This is a genomic window from Parvularcula maris (assembly GCF_024505085.1).
In the GTDB taxonomy this organism is placed as follows: Bacteria; Pseudomonadota; Alphaproteobacteria; order Caulobacterales; family Parvularculaceae; genus Parvularcula; species Parvularcula maris.
Window position 1 is genome coordinate 47240 of the sequence record NZ_JANIBC010000004.1, and the last position, 14454, is coordinate 61693.

Genomic DNA, 14454 nt, shown 5'->3' on the forward strand with positions numbered 1-14454 from the left:
GCCTACGCTACTGCCTCAGCCTCCGGCATCGCAGGGCTATCGCATGTAGAACATTCCGTCGTCATTCCGGGGCGCTCGCAGAGCGAGCCCGGAATCAAGAATCGGCCAGGGTCGACGTTTTCGATGCCCAGCCAACAATAAGGCCGCTTCGATTCTGGATCTCGGGCTCCGCTACGCGGCCCCGAGATGACGATGCTACATCGTATGCGATCGCCTTACTACCAGGGGGAGCTGCCGGCAGGCTGAGGGGGAGAAGCCAACCGCACCCACCATGGAACCTTGAGACTTTGTCCACATTGTTAGAGCATCAAATCTTGGCCTTGGACATCGGCGCAACAAAATGACAGGCTCGGGCGAAGAACTAGCAGGCAGCGGCGATCACCATCCTCGGCGCACCCAAAGGAAGAGAACGGCATCTATGACGAAGAAGGCGACCGACATCCGCCGCAAGGCTCACCGCGCGTCCTCCCTGGCCCTCGGAGCCGTTCTCGGCGGCGCGGTCACGGCGGGCTTTCTCACCACCGGCTTCGCCAAATCAGGTTTCGGCGCAGAGACCTTCCGCCAGCTCGACCTTTTCGGCGAGGCCTTCGAGACGGTGCACCGCAACTATGTCGAGGAGCCTGACGACAGGAACCTGATGGAGGGCGCGATCGAGGGGATGCTCGGCTCGCTCGACCCCCACTCCGACTACCTCCCCCCCGCCGACCTCCAGACCATGCAGGAGACTACCCGCGGCGAGTTCGGCGGGCTGGGCATCCAGGTCACCCAGGAGCGCGAGGGGCTGGGCCGCGGCCTCGTCAAGGTGATCTCACCCATCGACGGCACCCCCGCCGCGAAAGCCGGTCTTGAGCCCAACGACCTCATCTTCGAGATCGACGGCGAGAGCGTCTTCGGCAAGTCGCTGACCGAATCCATCGACCTGATGAAGGGCGAGCCCGGCACCAGCATCACCCTCCGCGTGGCCCGTGAAGGCGTCAACGAGCCCCTCGATTTCGAGCTCACCCGCGACATCATCGAGGTCAGCCCCGTCACCGCGCGTCTCGAACAGGACCGCTTCGCCTTCGTCCGCATCGCGAGCTTCACGGCCAAGACCGAAGACAAGATGCTCGAGGCCATCCGCGACCTGAAGAAGGAAGCAGGCGGCAGGCTCGACGGCCTCGTCCTCGATCTACGCTCCAACCCCGGCGGTCTCCTCGACCAGGCGGTGGCCGTCTCCGACGCCTTCCTCGACGGGGGCGAGATCGTCTCCACCCGCGGGCGCCGTCCCAAGGACTCCATGCGTGAGCTCGGCAAGCGCGGCGACGTGCTGGACGGTCTGCCGATCATCGTGCTGGTCAATGGCGGCTCGGCCTCGGCCTCCGAGATCGTCGCCGGTGCGCTTCAGGATAGAAACCGCGGGCTTCTCCTCGGTACCAAGACCTTCGGCAAGGGATCGGTTCAGACCATCCTGCCGCTGGGTCAGGGCCAGTCCGGCGCGCTGCGTCTGACCACGGCGCGCTACTACACCCCCTCGGGCCGCTCCATCCAGGCCATGGGCATCGTCCCCGACATCGTCATGCCGATCACCCGTCCGGGTCAGGAAGGCCCCGCCGAGCGCCGCTCCGAAGCCGACCTCGAAGGCGCTCTCGACGTCAGCGAGGAGACGAGTTCGGTCCAGGAAATCCTGATGGAAGGTCAGGAAGCCGTGGCCGAGCAGGAGCGCGAGAAGGAGAACGCCACCGCCCTCTTCATCGAGCCGGTGGAGTGCGAGCTGGAGAAGGACTGCCAGCTCGAACGCGCGCTGGAGATCCTCGCCGATCAGAGCCGCTTCGGCCAGCTTCTCGCCGATGCCGGCGCGGTGCAGCGCTAGCTCCTTCCACAGGAGTGAGGCAGTGAGCGAACGAAATGTGCCGCGGGCCCATCTCGCGGCAGGTTTCCTGGGAAGGCCGGTCCGACTGACCGGCCTTTCGTCGTCATGGCAGGCGTCCACGGAGGAGCTGGCTGGGTCGGACCCCTTCGGCCAGCTTGCCGAGATGAGCTTGAAGCTCCGTCCGGGCGAGGTGGTCGCCGGTTATCTCAGCTACGAGTGCGGCTTGGCGGCTGGGCATGACCTCGACATGCCTCCGCCGCCGCTCGATGCTCCGGCGGCGTGGATCGGCAGGTTCGAGGGGGCCGAAACCCTCCCTGCGGACGAAGGGTCTGCATCGGCCGTTCCTCTACGTACGGTTAGCGAGCCAGGCAGGCAGGCGTTCGAGGAGAAGGTGGAGAAGGTCCGGCGGAGCATTGCGAGGGGCGACTACTTCCAGGCCAATATCTCCCGCCGCGACAGCGCATGGTTCGAACACTACTCCGGGCTGCCGCGACAAGCCGTCAGCTTCGCTCTCCAGCAGCGATTCGGTGCCCATATCGAGGTGCCCGGTTTCTCCGTGCTCAGCGCTTCCCCCGAGCTCTTTCTTTCGCTTGAAGAAGGCACGCTCCGGGCCGAGCCGATCAAGGGGACGAGGCCCAGGGGAGCGACGCCCGAAGAGGACCAGGCCCTTCTCGAAGCGCTTCAGGCCGATCCGAAAGACCGTGCCGAGAACATCATGATCGCCGACCTCATGCGAAATGACCTGGCCAAGGTCTGCGAGGACGGCACGATGGACGAGCCTGTGATCTGCGGCGTGCGAACCCTGCCCCACGTCCACCACCTGTACTCCCGCATCGAAGGGCGCCTACGCGTGGGCCTCCCCTTTGCCGAAGCCCTGCGCGCGGCCTTCCCCTGCGGCTCGGTCACCGGCGCACCCAAGCTCGCCGCCATGCGCGCCATCGCTGAACTCGAAGGCGAGGGGAGGGGGCCCTACTGCGGAACTGTCTTCGCCGTGACGAAGGAGAGGGCCGTCGCCAGCGTCGCCATCCGCACTGCCGTGGCCGACCACCGCCGGGGGAGGATCGACGCCCGCTCCGGCGGCGGCATCACCTGGCGCTCGGAACCCGCTGCCGAGTATGCCGAGACCGAGGCCAAGGCGTACCTCTTCCGCCTGCTGACAGGTGCGCGATGATCCTCGTCATCGACAACCAGGACAGCTTCGTCGAGACCCTGGCCCGCTATGTCCGCGAGGCGGGATATGAGACGAGGGTTGTCCGCTACGATGCGTTGTCTACAGACGAAGCGGCGGGTTTGCACCCCAGCGGCGTCATCCTTTCCCCCGGCCCCTACACCCCTGCCGAGACCCCGCTGTCGGTAGAGCTTCCCCTCGCACTCCCCGATACCCCCATGCTGGGCGTCTGCCTCGGCCACCTCGCCATCGCCGAGAGCTATGGCGGCAAGACGATTGCCGCCAAAACGCCCGTCCACGGAGAAGCGTCAGCGATCCGCTACGAGGACGACCTCCTCTTCCAAGGCCTGCCTGACCCTTTTTCCGCCGGACGCTATCACGCCCTGGTCTCGCAGATCAGAGGAACACCCCTCATCCCCACCGCCTGGTCCGAGGACGGAGAGCTGATGGCGTTCCGTCACGAGAGCCTCCCCCACCGCGGCGTCCAGTTCCACCCGGAATCGGTTCTGACCCCCGAAGGACGGGACCTGCTGGGCAACTTCCTGGAGACGACCCGGTGATCGCCGAGGACGACAGAGGCTTTCTCCTCGCCGACGGCGTCTTCGACACGCTGCGCGTGGAAGATGGTCGCCCCCTGCTTCTCGAACGCCACCGGCAGCGGCTCAGGCGTGCACTGACCTTCTTCGGCATGGAAGAAGCGTGCGAGCCCGCTTCTGCCGCCATGGAGAAAGCTCTCTCGGAACTAGAAGGCCAGACCGGTTCGTTGCGTACTACGATCAGCCGGGGTTCGGGGCCAAGGGGGCTCAGGCCGCCAAGCCCGTGCGCCCCTGTCGTCCTGACACGGTTCGCACCGTCAGGACCGAGGCCGACCACGCCTGCTACCGCAGCGCTCTCCAACTGGCGGCGGAGCACCGACGCGCCCAGCTCACGCTACAAAACCCTCGCCTATACGGACAATGTCCTGGCGCTGGCGAAAGCACCGGAGGCGGACGATGTCGTCATGCTCAACAGCGAGGGCAGGCCCGCATGCACCGCCATGGCCAATTTCTACGCCCTGACGGGAGAAGGCTGGATTACGCCTCCCACCTCTGAGGGCTGCCTCGACGGCATCGTCCGCGAGGTGCTGCTGGAGAGAGGCGCCGTCCGTGAGGCGCCCATTGAGCCGGACGACCTCCGCCGCTACCCCCTCGCGCGCAGCAACAGCCTCGTCGGCGTCCAGCGCCTTCGTCTCGAGGGCGGCGCCGAGCCCGACCTTGCTGCAGCCGCGCGCTTGACGGCTATCCTCGAAGAGGCCGAAACCGAAGGAACATGAAAAGCTTCACCTTCGAGCAGGGGACCATCGTCCGCATCCTCGCCGCCCTCATCGCGGATGAGCTCGCACGTCGGCACAAGCGCTACACGGAGAGCCTCGTCCATTCCGGCTGGGGCGCGGAGACCTCCTTGGGCGTGAGCGGCCTCGCTCTCACCCCCGAGCAGGTGAAGGACTGCTCGGCACGGGCGGCGGAGTTCTTCGGCCACGGCGAGGTGGACCTGCCCACCGACGGCTCCTGCACCATCGGCGATTGGGCGGGCCTCGTGGCGGAGAAGGCGCTGGAGAAGCTCACCGAGTTCAGCTTCTACCCCACTACCCAGACCGGCGAGGCGGCGACCACCCACCCCGCCGACGACATGTTCCAGGACGGCGCCGCCGTCGCCTCGCTCCTGTCCGGGCGCAAGCGGACGATCGCCATGGTGCCGCCGCACTCGCTTCTGGGCCTCAACAGCTCGGTCATCGCGCCGAACCTGCAGCGGATCGAGGTGCTGGACGCCCGCCGCTTCACCCCTGACGAGCTCTCCGAGACCCTGCGCTTCGGCGATCTGGTGGTGGCGACGCCGACCCTCTGGCGCTACCTCGCTGCGACCCTGCCGGAGATACCCGGCAATGTGGTCGGCCTCTCCTTCGGCGAGGCGCTGACCATGGACGTGGCCCAGAAGCTTCGCCAGCGCGGCATCGGCGCCATCCGCGAGCTCTACGGCTCCACCGAAACCGGCGTGGTGGGCTGGCGCGACAGCCAGTCCGAGCCCTTCGTCCTCCTCGATCACTGGAGCCGCGACGGTGAGGCCATCGTCCGCCACCGGGCCAACGGCCGCACGGCGCGCCTCATCCCCATGGACGAGATCGAGTGGGAGAGCGATCGCAGCTTCCGCCTCGGCCCTAGGCGCGACGGCGCCGTGCAGATCGGCGCGGTCAATGTCTTCCCCCAGCAGATCAGCGAGATCATCGCTGGCGGGCCGGGGGTCGTCTCCTGCGAGGTGCGCCTCTCCCGAAGGCCCGGCACCCTTGACCGTCTCATCGCCGACGTCACCCTCTCGCCGGGCCTCGAGATCGACCAGGACCTCGCCTGGGAGATCGACGAGTGGTGCCGAGAGAGGCTGCGTCCTGCGGAGCGGCCGCGCATCTACCATTTCTACTCGGCGCAATAGGGCGGATTGCGGGAAGCGTGCCGCCGCTCGGCGCTCTCCCCCTTCTCTCCAAGACCCACGGCTCCTCTTTACGCCTTCCCATGGTCGCGCAGCGATCCATGGGACCCACCACCGGGCGGACCAAGCCGTACGCAGGCGGCAGGAGCTGGGTCCCACGGTCTTCCGCTTCGCTACGCCGTGGGAAAGCGGATGGAGAGGCGGAGCCCGTAGGGCGGCTCGCGCAGCGTGCCGCCTTGCAGCGGTAGCATCTGGGAACGGCGGCACGCTTCGCGAGCCGCCCTACGCCCCAGCACCCAACTTATCCCCGCCCTCGCCGCACCTTGTATGTTCCCCCCATCGCAGCAGACGTCGGGGCGGGGGGCGCCATCCTACCTGGTCTGCTGCCTTGGTGAGGCTTCGGGGCGGGTGGTCCTGGGGGCGGTGTGTCCGCTTACCGTCTGCCCGCAAGCTGGACCCGAGCAGGGCGAGCTAAGGATTGGCCCCTGTTCAGAGCCTTACCAAGCTGGCGCGCGGCGTAGGGGAATGGGCTCCCCTCATGCCAAAGCACCTTTCACAGTTTCACACCCAAGCTGCGGCAGCGCCGCGCGCCGGGTCCCCGTTCGTCTCTTATGTCCGCGCTAAGCGGATGATCGTGCTGCGTGCCCCTCCGCCCGCCGTCATCCCGGACTTGATCCGGGACCCATGGACCGAGTGCTTCTCACGAGTGAACCGGATCGAACGGTGAATACCGTCAGGCCATGGGTCCCGGATCAGCTTCGCTGTCCGGGATGACAGGGGAAGGAGTTATGCGTTGTACCCAAGAAAGGTGGCTGCCTGCCGGCGTCCACCCTACGGGCCATCGGCCCCGCCCGCGAAGCGGAACCCCTACTGCCAGACAAAAGCGCAGCATTCACACCAACCCGGCAACCCATCCCTAACCCTTCTTCTTCGCGCTTCCTCAACCCCCTTCGGTGAGACTTTATCGCGCCGTTTGAGGGAGGAAGGGATGCGCAAACAAGCTGCGCCGAGCCAGCACTGGCTCTCCGCTGCCGACTGGGCTCTGATGGGCGTGCTGGTCATGGTGGCCGCCTCTGTGCTGGCCTTTCAGGGTTAACCGGTCCTTGGCGCTTTTTAGGTAAGGCTCTCCTGGCTTTGAAGAGCGGAGACCTTGCCGATGCGCCGACGTCTGACCATCCTGTTCGTCGATGCCATGGTTTTTTCGATGATCGCCGCCGCCGCGCTCTGGCTGTTCGGCTTCGAGAGCCCCGTCTCCGAGGCCGCCGAGCCCTTTGCCGGGCCTGAGCTCACCGCCTCCGCCGCGGCCCTCGCCGCCGAGATCCCCGACGGCCTCGTGCCCGTGGGCGCAAGGGTGATCCCTGAGCGCTCGCCCCATCTCATCATGCCCGGCGACAAGGTCGATCTCTCCCGCGGTGCTGGCGAGACGCCGCTCCTGCGCGGGGTGCAGATCGTCTCCATCGCCCCGCCCCTGATGGAGGGCGACGACCGCGTCCACGTGACCTTCGCGCTGGAGCCCTACGAGGCCTCCCGCCTCAAGGACCTTCGCGACAGCAACCTTCTGAGCATGCGCCTTGCCGGTATCGGCCCCACGGCGGCAACGGAGGGTTTCCCCTCCGCAGGCCCTGCCGAGATCATCACATTGCGCTTCGAAGAGGCAAGCTGGGAACGCCGGATCACGGCAGAGTAGGTTGAGCTGCGTCGCGAGCGCAGCCTAAGGGTCTTCTCCGCGCCTGGCGAAGGAAGACCCGATGACCAAAGCCCCCATCTCAGCAGACCGCTCCCTTCTGGAAGGCAGCACGCCGCTCCACTTCCTCTCGCCCTCCTGTGCGCTACCGGAGGGAAGCGAGGCTGCCGCCAGGCTGCAGGGTTTCACCGGGGAGCGGGAGCAGATCGCCTTTACGGAAAAATCGGTCCTGGTGGGCGTGGGCGGCGAGGGCCGTGACCCCCTGGCCGCTGGGGCGGCATCGCTGAAGCTGCCTTCCGGGACCTACAGCGTCGCCGCGCATCCGCAGAGCCTGCCTCTCGAAGACATCGCCCGCGGCTTCGCCCTCGGCGCCTACCGTTTCCACCGCTACGCAGGAGACGGCGAGGGGCCGCGGCTCGTTATCCCCCAGGAAGAGATCGCTGGTAAGATCGCCCGCGAGGCCGCCTCCATCTTCTTCGGCCGCGACCTCATCAACACCCCCGCCGAGGACATGGGCCCCGACGCCCTGGAGGATGCGGCCCGCCGCCTCGCAGGCAGCTTTGGTGCCGACATCAAGGTCTATCAGGGTGATGGCTTTGCCGAAGCCTTCCCCCTCATCCACGCGGTGGGCCGGGCGGCGGGGCCGGGCAAGGAGCCGCGCCTCATCGAGCTCAACTGGGCGGGCGGCGGCGACAAGCGCCTGGCGCTGATCGGCAAGGGCGTCTGCTTCGACAGCGGCGGCCTCAACATCAAGGGCGGCAAGTCCATGGGCCTGATGAAGAAGGATATGGGCGGCGCCGCCACGTCCTTGGCGCTGGCCAGGCGCCTCATGGAGGAGGGGGCGGAGATCAACCTCAGGCTCCTCATCCCCGCCGTGGAGAACGCCGTCTCCGGCAACAGCTTCCGGCCCGGCGACGTGTTCCGCAGCCGTTTGGGCAAGTCCGTGGAGATCTCCAACACCGATGCGGAGGGCCGGCTGATCCTCGCCGACGCCATGGCGCTCGCGCTCGAGGGCTCACCGGATCGGATGATCACCCTCGCCACCCTCACCGGCGCGGCCAGGGTGGCCCTCGGCCCGGACCTGCCGCCGATCTACTCCACCGAGCCGCAGTTCCAGGAGAAGGTGCTGAAGGCCGGAAGGCGCCTGGGCGACCCCATGTGGCCCATGCCCTTTTGGGAGCGCTATGAGAGCTTCCTCGCCTCGGACATCGCCGACATCAACCACGCTGCCTCGACGCCCTTCGCTGGCTCGATCACCGCGGCGCTGTTCCTCAAGGGCTTCGCCGGTCAGGTGCCCTACACCCATATCGACACCTTCGCCTGGGTGCCGAGCCCGCTGCCCGGCAGGCCGAAGGGGGGCGAGGTTCTCTGTCTGCGCGCACTCACCGCCGTGCTGATGGGGGAGGAGGGGTAGCCTCCTCCGAACGAGCGATCGTCAACACAACCTGAAAGGGTCTTCTGGTTCCCTCCGGGACGCTCTAAGACTCTCTTCACGAAGTTTAACGCCCTGTTAGTGATTCCAGGCTGTTCTGGGGAGCAGCCCGAGAAGCGGGCCATGTCGTCAGGGGACAAGCGCGCATGAACGCCGCCATCAAAGGAAGCGCCGTAGCCGTCATCGCGGCGCTGCTGGTCAGTCTTTCCGTGTTCTTCATGCAGGACGACCATGCCGGTCTCCTGGGCAGTTTCGAGCTGGGGCTGGAGCCGACCCTGGCGGTGACGCTTGGCGCGGTGGCTTTCGCCCTGGCCGTGCTTTTCTGGGCGATGCGCGTGGCGTCCGCGTCGAACAACATCACTTCGGACTGGTCCAAGAACCTCGCCCGGATGGAAGCGCAGCTCGAGAAGTCCGAGTCGATCCTCGCCAGCCATCCCGGCCTGGTGCTGGTCTGGGAGGAGAGCGACGACGAGGTCTCCGACGGCTGGGGCGCTCCCCGCGTCCTCGGCGGCCCGGCGGCGCTGGCGAGCCTCATCACCTTCGCGTCCAAAGACCCCGAAGCCTTCCTTCGCCCCGCCGAGAGCCTTCTCGATGCGTTCGCGGACCTTCCGCTGACGGAGGACCGCCGCGGCGACAAACCTTCCAACCTGCGCGAGAAGGTGCATCTTCTGCGCTCGGAGGGCCTCTCCTTCTCCGGCACGCTGGTCACCGAAGAGGGCCGCTCCATCGAGTGCGACGGCCGCGTGGCTGGCGACCAGGTCACCCTATGGCTCACCGACCCTGCCGTTCGCCTCGCCGAGGAAGCCGGTGTGGTAGGCCAAGCGAGGGACCGCGCCTCAGACCTTCACGGCGCCTTCAACCATCTCGACCGTGCGCCGATCGCTGCATGGCGCCGCTCCCCCGACCTCAAGCTCGAATGGGTCAACAAGACCTATGTGGAGATGGTCGAGGCCATCAACATGGAAGAAGTGATCGGCGAGCAGCGCGAGATCGACCCCACTTGCGTGCGCGTGGCCGAGAAAGCCAAGCAGGAGCACCAGCGCTCGGGCCGCAAGGCCGCCGACGACCTCATCCGCGTCAACATCAAAGGTCAGCGGCGTGTGCTGAGAATCATCGAGCAGCCCATGCATGGCTCGGGCGGCAATGTGGCGCTCGCCGGGCTCGCCATCGACGTCACCCGCCAGGACAAAGCGCAAGAAGAGCTGCGTCGCCACCAGGAGGCGCACCGCCAGACGATCGACCAGCTCGGCACCGCCGTGGCCGTCTTCGGCGCCAATCAGGGGCTCGAATACTACAACCAGAGCTTCGTCGAGCTTTGGGGCATGGAGGAGGCGGAGCTGCTTCATAAGCCTAGCCACGCCGAGGTGCTGGACCGGTTGCGCCATCTCGACAAGCTGCCTGCCCAGTCCGATTTCGGGCGCTGGAAGCAGGAACAGCTCTCCGTCTACGGAGAGGATGACAGCCAGATCCCCGACGAGACCTGGCACCTGCCTTCGGGCCGTACGCTGAGGGTCGCCAAGGGCCGACATGCGCTTGGCGGTGTCGCGGTGGTGTTCGAGGACATCACCCAGACGGTCGAGCTCCAGACCCTCTACCAGACCCAGATCAAGGTCCAGGCCGCTACCCTCAACAACTTGACCGAGGGGGTTGCCGTCTTCGGCGCCGATGGCCGCCTGGCGCTCTTCAACCAGAGCTTCGAGGAGATGTGGACGCTCACCGGCGATCAGCTTGCGGACGCTCCCCATTTCGACGCGCTGCAGGCCGAGTTTACCGGCATGGCGCCGAGTGCGGAGGAGGACTTCGCCTCGATGAAGCGCCGTATCGTGAGCTTCTCGCCCCAGGACCGCCAGACCCAGGCGGGGGGTCCGTTCAAGCTCACCGATGGCCGCTGGATGGCCTACGCCACCTCGCCTCTGCCGGACGGTGCGACCCTGGTCAGCTTCATCGACGTGACCGACAGCCAGGAGCGCCAGAAGGAGCTCGAGGTTCGCAACCAGATCCTCGAGGATGCCGACCGCATCAAGACGCGCTTCACCAACCACATCTCCTACCAGCTCCGTGACCCCCTCAACGTAATCAAGGGCTTTGCCGAGGTGCTGGAGAACGAGTTCGCAGGTCCGCTGTCCGACCGGCAGAAGGACTATACCGCCGCCATCGTGGCAAGCTCCCTCAAGCTTCTCGATCTCGTCAACGACATCATCGACCTCGCCGCTGTCGATGCGGGCCAGCTCAACCTCGAGCTCGACTGGGTGGACGTCCGTAAGCTGATGGAGAACGCCAAGACCTACGCCGCGCTCAAGGCCGAGGACAGCCAGATTCGCCTGACCATCGACTGCGACAGCCATATCGGCCAGATTCGCGGCGACGAGCGACGCCTCAAGCAGGTCATCTTCAACCTGCTGCAAAACGCCTTCCAGTTCACCGAGCCGGGCGGCGAGGTCACCTTGGGCGCCGAGCGCGAAGGCGAGATGGTCAAGCTCTGGGTTGCCGATACGGGCCGCGGCGTCACCCCCGCGGACCAGGCCAAGGTCTTCGAGCGCTACGAGGCGGCAGGCCCCGGCGCAGGCGCGGGCGTCGGCCTCGCCCTCGTGGACAGCTTCGTCAGCCTGCATGGCGGCTTCGTCAAGCTGGCCAGCCGCGAGGACGAGGGCACCATGGTGACCTGCCACCTCCCGGCGGACGGGCTGGCCAACCCGGCACTCGCTGCAGAGTAGTGTCACCGTTCCTTCGCGGTACTCACAAGCAAGTGAGTACTACATAAACAGCTAGATGAATCTGGCTGCCTCAGCTTTGAAGCACTCATCGTTCACATGAGAAGGGGAAACGATGAGAAATCTGCTCGCCACCATTGCGAGCGGGGCGGTGTTGTGTTTTGCTTCTGCTCAAGCCATTACTGTAACTCAGACAGACGACGCTACTGCACTGGTCAATGCTATCCTAGGTGAGGGGATCACCTTGGTCGGCACGCCTACCCTCACCGGTGCATCTATCCAGTTCGGCACCTTCACCGACGGCACCGACACCGTTGGTTTCGCAACGGGAATCGTGCTCTCCACTGGGGATGTCAGCGACATCGGCGATGGTCCGTCCTCGACTTTTCTGGGAGGAACACTCGGCGGTGCGGGGACTGATCTGATCGAAGACAGCAACGACGCGGCCACCTTGACGTTCTCGTTCTCCTTCGACGACCCGAGCGCAGGTTCGGACATCGCCTTCAACTACGTCTTCGCATCGGAAGAGTATCCGGAGTTCGTCGACAGCGAGTTCATCGACGCCTTCCGGCTGATCGTCGGTGAAGAGGACCTGGCGCTCGTGAGCGGCGATGTGGTCAACATCAACAACGTCAATATCGAAGACAACAGCGAGTTCTTCGTGCCTAACGGGGAAGTCGACGACGAGATAGGAGAGATCGATGGCCCGATCGCCTTCGTCTTCGACGGCTTCACCGTGCCTTTGGTCGCCCAGACCTCCGATCTCGGTACCGGTGTCTTCACGGCCACCATCGTTATTGCCGATGTCGGCGACGAAGACTTCGATTCTGCAGTCTTCATCCAGGGCGGCACCTTCGACAGCGGCGTCGACGACCCGACGGGGCCGGTGGTGCCGATCCCCGCCGGCCTTCCGCTGATGCTCGGAGGCCTCGCGGCGCTTCGCGCGGTCCGCGGCAGACGCGGCTGATGTAAGAGCCTTCTTGGCCAAGGGTCCGGGTGTGCTAGTTAAAGGCAAGCCCGGATCACTTGGGCGGGGAGGCACCAAGAATGGCAAGACTGGCCGCTGGCCTGGCGACGTTCGTCGCCGTGCTGCTTTTACTCATCATCGGCAAGAACCTGCTGGTCTGGCAGCGTATCAAGGGGGAGCTGGCGGAAGCCTCTCCGCCTGCACCTTATCTCATCGAGCGGGACGAGTACGGTGTGCCCTCCGTCTACGGCAAGACCGATCCGGCGGTGGCCTTCGGTCTGGCCTACGCCCATGCCGAGGACGATTTCGCCACCATCCAGCAGCGCATCGCGCCTATTAAGGGTCAGTCGGCGGCCATCAACGGCCCTGACGGCGCCATCGTCGACGTGGTCGGGCGCATGGTCCAGGCGCAGCGCGTTACCGCGCGGAACATAGGCCTCCTCACCCCGAGAGCCCGCGCCATGGCCGATGGCTACGCGGCGGGCATCAACGCCTACGCCTCGGATCATCTGGATGAGATCCTCCGCAAGGAGCTCTTCCCGGTGACCGGCGAGGACGTGATCGCCGGTTTCGTCCTGGTGGCCCCCTTCTTCTACGGTCTCGACGGCGTGCTCGAGGCGGTGATCGACGGCTCCATCGAGGGCGAGCCGGCATCGTCCCCAGCCGAGGCGCGAGGCTCCAACGCCTTCGCCATCGCGCCCTCCCGGCGGGCCGACGGCTCGACCGTGCTCATCTCCAACTCGCACCAGCCCTGGGAGGGGATCGCCGCCTGGTACGAGGCGCGCATCGCCTCGGGCGAGGGATGGTCCATGGCGGGACCGCTCTTCCCCGGCGTGCCCTTCATCCTCATGGGGTACAATGATCACCTCTCCTGGACCAACACGGTCAACGTGCCCGACCTCACCGACGTCTACCGGCTGGAGATGGATGAGAGCGGGAACCGCTACCGCTTTGGCGATGAGTGGCGGGAACTCGAGAAGGAACGGGTCTGGCTGAAAGTGAAGATGGGTCCGCTCATCGTGCCGGTGCCCAGGACCATCCACTTCTCCGTCCACGGACCGGCGGTGAAGACCGATCAGGGCGTCTACGCCGTCCGCTATGCCGGCATGGGCGAGGTGCGCAGCTTCGAGCAGTACTACCGCCTCAACCGCGCCAAATCCTTCGCCGATTGGGAGGATGCGATGCGGATGCAGTACATCGTCTCCACCAACTTCATCTACGGCGACGCCGAGGGCAACATCGCCTATCTCTACAACGCTCAGTTCCCGGAGCGCTCGACCGAACTCGACTGGTCGGGTGTGCTGCCCGGCGACGATCCGGCACTTGTCTGGACCTCTTACGAGCCGTTCGAGAACCTGCCCTACTATGTGAACCCGGAAAGCGGCTGGCTCGTCAACGCCAACAACACGCCCTTCCTAGCGACAGCCGAGCGCAACACGCTCGACCCAGCCGATTTCGAAGACCTCGTGGGCCTCGAGCCCAACGTGACCAACCGCATCACCCGAGCCCTCGCGCTGATGCGCGCCCATGCCGGTCCGTTCACGGACGAGGTGCTGGACGAGATCAAGTACGACAAAGGCTACGACCGGGGCTCACCCCTGGGGCAGGCTTTCGGCGCCCTCGTCAGGGACGCTTCTCTCGAAGAGGTCGATGCCGAGGCCTTCGCGCTGCTTCGCCGCTTCGACGACGTCCTCGACGGGGAAGGGGAGGCGGACGCCATCGGCGCGCTGGTGATCTACAACCTCTATCTCGGCCTTCGCGGCTGGCACGACATGCCCACCCACGAAGCCGCGCTGACCGAGGCCGCCGAGCATCTGCGCACCCATTTCGGCCGCCTCGATCCGCCGCTGGGCGAGCTGTCCCGGCTTCGCCGCGGCGAGGCCGATCTCCCGCTCTTCGGCGGACCCGATGCGCTGAGGGCCATCTACTGGGGTTTTGACGAGGACGGAAGGATGCACGGCCTCAACGGCGACGGCTATATCGCCTATGTGAAGTGGTCCGCGGACGGAGAGCTCGACGCGAGGACCATCTACCCCTTCGGCGCGGCCATGGGCCGCCCCGCTTCGCCGCACTACGCCGATCAGGCGGAGCTGTTCGCTACCGAGCGGCTGAAGCCTGCGCCGCTGCCCGACTGGCGCAAGGCGGCGGCGCTGGAGTAACGTACCAAGTCACGCCTTCCTATG

At 66.1% G+C, this 14454-nt stretch carries 10 protein-coding genes; all 10 read left to right on the forward strand.

From position 1 onward, the window contains the following. Window positions 1-418: 418 nt before the first annotated feature. A complete protein-coding gene (locus tag NOG11_RS07240; protein WP_256619052.1) occupies window positions 419-1849 on the forward strand; it encodes a S41 family peptidase in 1431 nt (476 codons plus the stop codon). Window positions 1850-1871: 22 nt separating this feature from the next. After that, window positions 1872-3020 (forward strand): anthranilate synthase component I family protein, encoded by a 1149-nt coding sequence (locus tag NOG11_RS07245; RefSeq protein WP_256619053.1) that lies wholly within the window; start codon window positions 1872-1874, stop codon window positions 3018-3020. After that, entirely contained in the window at window positions 3017-3577 is a 561-nt protein-coding gene (locus NOG11_RS07250; protein ID WP_256619054.1) for an anthranilate synthase component II, read from the forward strand. The genes NOG11_RS07245 and NOG11_RS07250 overlap by 4 nt, the downstream gene beginning before the upstream one ends. Continuing rightward, the gene (locus tag NOG11_RS07255; protein ID WP_256619055.1) at window positions 3574-4329 is read left to right on the forward strand and encodes an aminotransferase class IV; all 756 of its coding nucleotides are present in this window, start codon (window positions 3574-3576) and stop codon (window positions 4327-4329) included. Before NOG11_RS07250 ends, NOG11_RS07255 begins: the two co-directional genes overlap by 4 nt. Continuing rightward, a complete protein-coding gene (locus tag NOG11_RS07260; protein WP_256619056.1) occupies window positions 4326-5480 on the forward strand; it encodes a class I adenylate-forming enzyme family protein in 1155 nt (384 codons plus the stop codon). The genes NOG11_RS07255 and NOG11_RS07260 overlap by 4 nt, the downstream gene beginning before the upstream one ends. A gap of 1153 nt (window positions 5481-6633) precedes the next feature. Next, window positions 6634-7164 carry a hypothetical protein gene (locus NOG11_RS07265; RefSeq protein WP_256619057.1) on the forward strand — a complete coding sequence of 177 codons (531 nt, stop codon included), beginning with the start codon at window positions 6634-6636 and terminating at the stop codon, window positions 7162-7164. A 61-nt stretch (window positions 7165-7225) separates the two neighbouring features. Beyond that, the gene (locus NOG11_RS07270) at window positions 7226-8575 is read left to right on the forward strand and encodes a leucyl aminopeptidase family protein (RefSeq protein WP_256619058.1); all 1350 of its coding nucleotides are present in this window, start codon (window positions 7226-7228) and stop codon (window positions 8573-8575) included. 164 nt (window positions 8576-8739) lie between these two features. Beyond that, complete coding sequence (locus NOG11_RS07275) at window positions 8740-11307, forward strand: sensor histidine kinase (protein WP_256619059.1); 2568 nt, start codon at window positions 8740-8742, stop codon at window positions 11305-11307. 112 nt (window positions 11308-11419) lie between these two features. Beyond that, entirely contained in the window at window positions 11420-12271 is an 852-nt protein-coding gene (locus NOG11_RS07280) for a choice-of-anchor L domain-containing protein (RefSeq protein WP_256619060.1), read from the forward strand. 80 nt (window positions 12272-12351) lie between these two features. After that, window positions 12352-14430: a penicillin acylase family protein gene (locus tag NOG11_RS07285; protein WP_256619061.1), complete on the forward strand. Its 2079-nt coding sequence runs from the start codon at window positions 12352-12354 to the stop codon at window positions 14428-14430. The last annotated feature ends 24 nt before the right edge of the window (window positions 14431-14454 follow it).